At 64.5% G+C, this 1,151-nt stretch carries 1 protein-coding gene; it reads left to right on the forward strand.

Annotation, left to right across the window (positions count from 1 at the left end; genetic code table 11):
* On the forward strand, positions 1 to 1,151 hold a 1,151-nt coding region (locus J0A90_RS18395), incomplete at both ends, for an Ig-like domain-containing protein (protein ID WP_233076938.1).

Genomic DNA, 1,151 nt, shown 5'->3' on the forward strand with positions numbered 1-1,151 from the left:
CCGGGTGCAGACTTCGACGGCCTGGCCGCTGGCCAGAGTCGTGATGTCACCTTCAGCTACACCGCCACCGACAACGATGGCGGGGTGAGTGCCCCGCAGACGGTGACCATCACCGTCACTGGCACCAATGACCTGCCGGTCGCCAAGGCGGATACCCAAACTACCGGCGAAAACGCCACCCTGAACGCCCAGGTGCCAGCGGCCACCGATGTGGATGGCACGGTCGAGAGCTATCAGCTCGCGACCGACGTCGGCCAGGGCAATGGCAGCCTCAGCTTCAACAGTGACGGTTCCTACACCTTTAACCCGGGTGCAGACTTCGACGGCCTGGCCGCTGGCCAGAGTCGTGATGTCACCTTCAGCTACACCGCCACCGATAACGATGGCGGCGTCAGCGCCCCGCAGACGGTGACCATCACCGTCACTGGCACCAATGACGTGCCGGTGGCCAAGGCGGATACTCAGACCACGGGCGAAAACGCCACCCTGAATGCCCAAGTGCCGGCGGCGACTGACGTCGACGGTACGGTTGAGAGCTATCAGCTCGCGACCGACGTGGGTCAGGGCAATGGCAGCCTCAGCTTCAATAGCGACGGCTCCTACACCTTCAACCCGGGCACCGACTTCGACAGTCTGGCCGCGGGTGAGAGCCGCGACGTCACCTTCACCTATACCGCCACCGACAACGATGGCGGCGTCAGCGCGCCGCAGACGGTGACCATCACCGTCACTGGCACCAACGACGTGCCGGTCGCCAAGGCGGATACCCAGACCACTGGCGAAAACGCCACGCTGACTAGCCAGGTCCCGGCGGCCACCGATGTGGATGGCACGGTCGAGAGCTATCAGCTCGCGACCGACGTGGGCCAGGGCAATGGCAGCCTCAGCTTCAACAGTGACGGTTCCTACACCTTTAACCCGGGTGCAGACTTCGACGGTCTGGCCGCGGGCCAGAGTCGGGACGTCACCTTTAGCTACACCGCCACCGACAACAACGGCGGCGTCAGCGCGCCGCAGACGGTGACCATTACCGTTACCGGCACTAACGACGTGCCGGTAGCCAAGGCCGACACCCAGACCACCGGTGAAAACGCCACGCTGACTAGCCAAGTGCCGGCAGCGACTGACGTCGACGGCACGGTCGAGAGCTA

It is taken from the genome of Salinicola sp. DM10 (genome assembly GCF_017306975.2).
In the GTDB taxonomy this organism is placed as follows: Bacteria; Pseudomonadota; Gammaproteobacteria; order Pseudomonadales; family Halomonadaceae; genus Salinicola.